This window comes from Sulfurihydrogenibium sp., from assembly GCF_028276765.1.
Taxonomy (GTDB): Bacteria; Aquificota; Aquificia; order Aquificales; family Hydrogenothermaceae; genus Sulfurihydrogenibium.
In genome coordinates this window covers 1-5,891 of sequence record NZ_JAPYVU010000073.1, presented here as the reverse complement: position 1 = coordinate 5,891, position 5,891 = coordinate 1, and the positions used below count along the sequence as shown (strand labels likewise).

At 31.5% G+C, this 5,891-nt stretch carries 8 protein-coding genes and 1 pseudogene; 8 read left to right on the top strand and 1 reads right to left on the bottom strand.

Annotated elements, in window-relative coordinates; genetic code table 11:
- The first annotated feature begins 177 nt into the window (after positions 1 to 177).
- Together gltX and Q0929_RS08680 are read left to right on the top strand one after the other, a co-directional pair.
- Positions 178 to 1,614 (top strand): glutamate--tRNA ligase, encoded by a 1,437-nt coding sequence (gltX, locus tag Q0929_RS08685; RefSeq protein WP_299239993.1) that lies wholly within the window; start codon positions 178 to 180, stop codon positions 1,612 to 1,614.
- A complete protein-coding gene (locus Q0929_RS08680; protein ID WP_299239989.1) occupies positions 1,611 to 1,958 on the top strand; it encodes a hypothetical protein in 348 nt (115 codons plus the stop codon). The genes gltX and Q0929_RS08680 overlap by 4 nt, the downstream gene beginning before the upstream one ends.
- Positions 1,959 to 2,311: 353 nt before the next feature.
- Here the strand turns inward: Q0929_RS08680 and tpx are convergent, their stop codons facing one another.
- On the bottom strand, positions 2,312 to 2,824 hold the full coding sequence (gene tpx, locus Q0929_RS08675) for a thiol peroxidase (protein WP_299239986.1): 513 nt from the start codon (positions 2,822 to 2,824) through the stop codon (positions 2,312 to 2,314).
- 363 nt (positions 2,825 to 3,187) lie between these two features.
- Here tpx and Q0929_RS08670 point away from each other — a divergent pair.
- The 6 genes and pseudogenes from Q0929_RS08670 to Q0929_RS08645 all read left to right on the top strand — a co-directional run.
- Positions 3,188 to 3,406, top strand: a pseudogene (locus Q0929_RS08670) (IS110 family transposase); the annotation flags it as partial.
- 338 nt (positions 3,407 to 3,744) lie between these two features.
- The gene (gene lexA / locus Q0929_RS08665; RefSeq protein WP_299239975.1) at positions 3,745 to 4,377 is read left to right on the top strand and encodes a transcriptional repressor LexA; all 633 of its coding nucleotides are present in this window, start codon (positions 3,745 to 3,747) and stop codon (positions 4,375 to 4,377) included.
- On the top strand, positions 4,364 to 4,894 hold the full coding sequence (locus tag Q0929_RS08660) for a hypothetical protein (RefSeq protein WP_299239972.1): 531 nt from the start codon (positions 4,364 to 4,366) through the stop codon (positions 4,892 to 4,894). The genes lexA and Q0929_RS08660 overlap by 14 nt, the downstream gene beginning before the upstream one ends.
- A complete protein-coding gene (locus Q0929_RS08655) occupies positions 4,861 to 5,127 on the top strand; it encodes a hypothetical protein (RefSeq protein ID WP_012459884.1) in 267 nt (88 codons plus the stop codon). Before Q0929_RS08660 ends, Q0929_RS08655 begins: the two co-directional genes overlap by 34 nt.
- On the top strand, positions 5,105 to 5,515 hold the full coding sequence (locus Q0929_RS08650; RefSeq protein WP_299239969.1) for a hypothetical protein: 411 nt from the start codon (positions 5,105 to 5,107) through the stop codon (positions 5,513 to 5,515). Before Q0929_RS08655 ends, Q0929_RS08650 begins: the two co-directional genes overlap by 23 nt.
- A gap of 19 nt (positions 5,516 to 5,534) precedes the next feature.
- Positions 5,535 to 5,798 carry a hypothetical protein gene (locus tag Q0929_RS08645; RefSeq protein WP_299239966.1) on the top strand — a complete coding sequence of 88 codons (264 nt, stop codon included), beginning with the start codon at positions 5,535 to 5,537 and terminating at the stop codon, positions 5,796 to 5,798.
- Positions 5,799 to 5,891 lie beyond the last annotated feature (93 nt).

Below are 5,891 nucleotides of genomic sequence, written 5' to 3'. Positions count from 1 at the left end.
TGTAAAATAAAGATTAGAGTTTTGCATTTTTACCTCCTTGGTGGAATTTTTGCTATTACAATTTTAACTGCCACCAAGGAGCTTTTTTAGATGTTTTATTTATATTTGAATTTCTCACCCGAGGTATATCTATAGATAAAATATTTGGCGAATTAACATAAATGGAGGAACGAATGAATGAAGAGAGTTAGATTTGCACCAAGCCCAACAGGTTATTTACATCTTGGAAATGCAAGAACAGCACTTTTTAATTACCTTTTTTCAAGACATGAAAACGCTACTTTTATACTCAGGATTGAAGATACAGATTTAGAAAGGTCTAAAAAAGAATACGAAGAAATGCTTATGGAAGATTTAAAATGGATGGGGATCGAGTGGGACGAAGGTCCGGACGTTGAAGGTCCTCATGGTCCATACAGACAATCAGAAAGATTAGAAATATACATGAAATATGTTGATAAGCTCTTAAAGTCAGGCGATGCTTATTACTGCTATTGTACAGAAGAGGAGTTAGAACAGGAAAGAGAAAAAGCTATTGCAGAAGGAAGACCTTACAGATATAGCGGAAAATGCAGAAATCTAACACCAGAAGAAAGAGCATTTTATGAAGGTAAGGGTATAAAACCGGTTGTAAGATTTAAAGTTCCGGATAAAACGGTGGTATTTGAAGATATCATTAGAGGTCATGTAGAGATAGATACAAAGGAATTTGGAGATTTTGTGATTGTAAGACAAGATGGCATGCCAGTATATAACTTCGTAGTTGTTATAGATGATGCTTTAATGGGAATAACTCATGTAATTAGGGGGGAAGACCATTTATCAAACACTCCAAAACAGATAGTAATATACGAAGCTCTTGGCTTTGCGATTCCACAATTTGCACATCTGCCTATAATTCTTGGAGAAGATAGAACAAAACTATCAAAAAGGCATGGGGCTGTATCTGTTAGAGCATTAAAAGATGATGGATTTATTTCAGAGGCAGTATTTAACTATTTATCATTACTTGGATGGCATCCAAAAGAAGAAAAAGAGGTTTTATCAAAAGAGGAGATAATCAAGCAGTTTAGAATTGAAGATGTAAATAAATCTCCGGCAATATTTGACAGAACAAAACTAAGATGGATGAACGGTGTATACATAAGAGAAATTCTTGATTTAGACGATTTAACAAAAAGAGCTACTGCTTTTTTTGAAGGCTTTGGATACAAAGCTGACTATGAATTTTACAAAAAAGTTATGTCTGCAATCAGAGATAGCATCGAAACATTGATGGAAATCAAAGAAAGGGCTAAAGTCTTCTTTGTTGATGAGTTTCCATACACAGAAGAGATAGTTAACGAAGTAAAATCTGATGAGAATGTTTATAAAGTTGTAGAGATTTTTTATAACAAAATTAAAAACCTATCAGCTATTACAAAAGAAGATTTTAAAAACATTACAAAAAAGATTCAAAAAGAGTATGGCTACAAAGGAAAGGCTTTGTTCCATCCTATAAGAATCGCATTAACGGGAGAACCTTCCGGCGTTGGGCTTGATTTACTCGTTGAAGTTATAGGCATAGAAAGAGTCAAATTTAGATTAGAAAGATTTTTAGAATACTTTGGATGATGGATTTAAAACAGCTTAAAATTAGAATTTTAAAAGAAGATGATGATATGCTAACCATAGAAGAAATAGACAGATTGTTAAACAACTCTGTAGAGCCAAAAGAAAAATGGTTCTACAGGGGTTTAAAACATATGTATGAAAATCACTATACAGAAGCTATAAAGTGGTTTCAGCTTGTAAACGATAACTTATCAAGATATCTAATCTACTTAATAGCATTTAAACTAAAAGATGAATTCATCATGCAAGAATATAAAACAGACATTGAAAATTTAGATTTGAAATTAAAACCTGTATTTGTTTATAGGGATAGAATAATTTATCCAAAAGAGATTGTAAAGTAAAGGGAGATTATTTCAAAAATCCACGTCGTCATTCTGCAGCCGCTGAAGAATCTCAACCTCAAAGATGTCATTCTGAGCGAAGCGAAGAATCTCCTGTTTTTCTTTTAAATCAAAAGATGAGATCCTTCGGACTTAAGTCCTAAGGATGACAAAAAGGTAAACTTATAAAAATTTTACAGCACTTTCAGTAGAGATAAATTTAGCTTTTAATATCATTCTGAACACAGTAAAGAATCGTATATGCTAATGTTTTTTGGATTTTAGGTGTTTGAATTTGACAAGATTTTTAAAGATCTATAAATTTTAATTGAACTCCCGGGGTTTTATTCCCGGGAGAAGAAATATTTTGATAATTAAGCGTTAGCTTTTTTTACTGCTTCTAAAACTTCGTCGTAGTTTGGTTCTTCTGTTATTTCTGGAACGATTTGTTTGTAAACAACTTTTCCATCTTTTCCAACAACGAAAATAGCTCTTGCAAGGATTCCTGCTAATGGACCTTCAGCTATTAAAACTCCATATTTTTGACCAAATTCTTTGTTTCTAAAGTCAGATGCACAAGTTAAGTTTTCAATTCCCTCTGTAGAGCAGAATCTTTTAGATGCAAATGGTAAGTCCATAGAGATTACAGTTACATCTATACCCGGAATTTGAGAAACTGCTTCATTGAACTTTCTTGTTTCTGTTGCACAGACAGGTGTATCTAAAGATGGAACTGAAATTAAAACTTGAACCACACCTTTTGCTCCACCTACTTTTTTCTCAGATAAATCTGTAGCTACAACTGTAACTTCTGGAGCTACATCTCCTACGTTTACTTCGTTACCTGTTAATGCTACCGGGTTTCCTTTGAGTGTTACTGTTGCCATACTTAATTACCTCCTAAGTTTTTTTATTTTTGACGTAAAAATTTTACCTAAGCTTAAAAAGGTTTATTATGATTTTTTTCTTAAAGAATTTATGATTTATTTCAATAAAATTGAGGGTGTTCCAAAAAACCAACATAGTCATTTTGAACGAAGCGAAGAATCTCATATTTTTCTTTTCAAGTCAAAAATCAAAAAAGAGATCCTTAAAATTTTGTCCTCAGGACGACACGGAAAGATAAGTTTACAAGAATTTTAGAACACCCTCCTAAATTTGCTCTTACCTTGCTGTCGGTCTGCACAAGGAATAAAGAAATAGTGTGTCTATGGCTTTTGATATTCCAAGAAGATCATCACTTAGAAAATGGAAATCCATATGCAGGGAAGATGCTATACATGGCAGCATTATCAGCAATAAGGCTTAACAAATACTGCAGAGAATTATACGAAGGGTTAGTAAGTAAAGGTAAGGCTAAAAAGTTAGCATTAGTGGCTGTAGCACATAAGTTATTAAGACAGGCATATGGTGTATTAAAAAGTAGAAGACCATTTGATGAAAATTTTTGTACTGGACATTTAACATAGAACATCCTGAGGATTTTAGTCCGAAGGATCTCCTCTTTCAAAAAGTAAGAAAATGAATAGAGGCAATTCATGAATTGCCAGTGAATAAATTAGAGGGTAAGAAGACGGAGATTCTTTGCCGGTTGTAGAATGACTATGTTGATTTTTGCAAGCATTCTCATGATTTACACTTTAAAAACAGTCCAAATTTATTTTACATCTTGCATTAACCATTTTGCATAGGTTTTATAAGACTTTTAAAAGATGTTATCTTAAAACTACTGATAAATCTGTTTTTTCTTTTCTCTTGATTTTCGGTTTTTTTTCGGTATAATTATATATCAAAGGAGGTGATGAAGATGACAAAGAGACAGAAAGAAATCTTAGACTTTATCATTGAGTATTATCAGAAAAATGGATATTATCCTACTTTGATGGAAATTGCAAAACATTTTAATCTTTCTGCTGTATCTACAATTCATGAACATCTCCAAAAGTTAGAGCAAGAGGGGTATATAAAAAGAACTGGTAGGGGAAAAATTGAGATAGTTGAGAAGTCTCCAGAAAATGAAAATTCATTTATTTTTCCATACTATGGAACAATCTCAGCAGGTAAGCCTATAGCCATAGAAAGCCAAACTTTTGAGTATATAGATTTGTCAGACATTTTAAGATGTGAAAACTGCTACGCTTTAAGAGTAAAAGGTAATTCTATGATAGATGAGTTTATTTTAAATGATGACATCATCATCGTTGAAAACAGAAAAGAGGCACTAAACGGTGAAATAGTTGTGGCGGTTATTGATGGAGAGGAAACGACCTTGAAAAAATTTTATAACTTAGGGAATGGTTATATTAAGCTTGTACCTGCAAATCCAGACTATGAGCCTATGATTTATGAAGCTGATAGAGTAGAAATACAAGGTGTTTTGAAAGGTATTGTAAGAAGCTTTAAAGGTTTAAAAAAGGGGGCGTTTTATGATGAAGAGTAATTTAAAGAAAAGCAATTTAGACAAAATTCATATTTTAGACTTAGCTTTGACTTTAGAAAAAGAATGGAAAAAGCTTTCAATATCTGATACTGTACTTTTTTATCATAAGTTATGCTATACCTTTGCAAAAAGGTTTGATGAAGTATATGTAATAGACTGTGGAAATTCTTTAAATCCGTATGGAATATCTTTATTGGCAAAATTTGACAGCAGAGACCCTTTCGTGATTTTAAACAAAATAAAAATATCAAGAGTGTTTACTGTTTTTCAGCTTGATAGTGCAGTTTCTAAAGTTATAAGTAAAAATCCTAAAATTTTCTTCATCATGGAGCTTGATAAAATTTTGTCTGACGAAAGCATCTCAAACCAGGAGAAAGTAGCTACAATAAAATCGGCCTTTAAAAAAATTAAGAAAACTAAAGCATCTGTGTTTATCACTTTTAATAAAAAAGTATACTATAAGCTTAGCAAGGAGATGGAGCTATGGGAAAAACAATCCCTTCCGCAACTGGGATAGTGAGCTTAAAGCAAAAAGAGTATTCAGAGTTTAGAAAAGCTTTGAGAAAAGAAGATAAGGAAGTCTTAGATAAACTTTTTGCTTATGCTAAATTTCATTCTCCGGCGATTGGCTGTTCTAATCAGTTTTTCCCGATGGAAAGCATAATCTTAAGCATGTTGATAGAGATGCAAAAAGAGATTGATAGATTAAAAGCACAGATAGAAAAAAATGAAAATATATCAAATCCTTGATGTATACTCTGACCAAAATGGAATTAACATATGGCTTTACAATGAAAAGGAAAGAATTCATATAAAAAAGCCATACCAACCTTTTTTCTATTTTAGAAAGAATGAGTCAGTTAAACGTTTACTGCAGAAAAAATTTAAAAATATCAAGATTGTAAAAGATATAAAAATAGACCTGATATATGGAGAAATAGAAGTTTATAAAGTCATTACACAAAATCCACTTACTTATAATAAAATAATCAGTTTTATAAAATACTCAGACATTTTCACAGAGACAGATTTTTACAACATACAACTAAGCCCAGAAACGCTTTTTATGTTTGAGAAAAAAATATATCCATTTTGCAGATTAGAAAAAACAGAAAAAAAATGGTCGTTGTTCTTTTAAAAAAATAGATGATTTAGATTTGCTTGATTATGAAATCCTTCCACTTCGGATAATGTATATTGACTTTGAGCTCGAGATAGGAAAAGAAAATTTAAGATTTTTAAGACACATCCCTACATTAACCGTCAGATTTAACGAAGATGAAAAATCGATTTTGATAGATAATGATCTTGAATATCTACAAGAACTTTTAATAAAAAAAGACCCGGATATAATCATAGCAAATTATGGAGATGATATATTAATACCAAATACTTTGGGTGAGAAATTCAAATATAAATAAAACATCTAAAAAAACTCCTTGGTGGCAGTTAAAATTGTAATAGCAAAAATTCCACCAAGGAGGTAAAAATGCAAAACTCTAATCTTTATTTTA